A 540-nucleotide genomic window follows, 5' to 3' on the forward strand; every position below is an offset into this window, starting at 1 on the left:
TGTGTCGAGCTACGGCAGCGAAGATTTTGAGTTGGTGCAATGTAGCGTGGCGGATAGACATGTCAATAGTAAATCATGGTAAATCATAATAGTAAATATATTTTACTTTTATAAATTAGAAGATCATCCACAATGCCAATCAAGCATTGGAACCCAATCAGTGGCTTCAATCGTCGTTGTCTACCATGACACAAGGAGAGCAAACATGGCCGTAAAAACGTATGAGGCCGGTGTAAAGGACTACCGGCAGACCTATTGGGCCCCCGAGTACGTGCCTTTGGATTCCGATATCCTAGCCTGTTTCAAGATTACGCCGCAACCGGGGGTGGATCGTGAGGAAGCCGCCGCCGCGGTAGCCGCCGAGTCTTCTACCGGCACATGGACCACGGTGTGGACCGATTTGTTGACCGACATGGATTACTACAAAGGCCGCGCCTATCGCATTGAAGATGTGCCGGGCGATGACACCTGTTTTTACGCGTTCGTTGCCTATCCCATAGATTTGTTTGAAGAGGGGTCCGTGGTCAACGTCTTCACCTC

General features: G+C 49.4%; 1 pseudogene. It reads left to right on the forward strand.

Annotated features, from left to right (window positions below):
- Nucleotides 1-205: 205 nt before the first annotated feature.
- Nucleotides 206-540 (forward strand): annotated as a pseudogene (rbcL, locus tag HF921_RS12960) (ribulose-bisphosphate carboxylase large subunit); the annotation flags it as partial.

The organism is Acidithiobacillus ferriphilus, from assembly GCF_018854775.1.
In the GTDB taxonomy this organism is placed as follows: Bacteria; Pseudomonadota; Gammaproteobacteria; order Acidithiobacillales; family Acidithiobacillaceae; genus Acidithiobacillus; species Acidithiobacillus ferriphilus.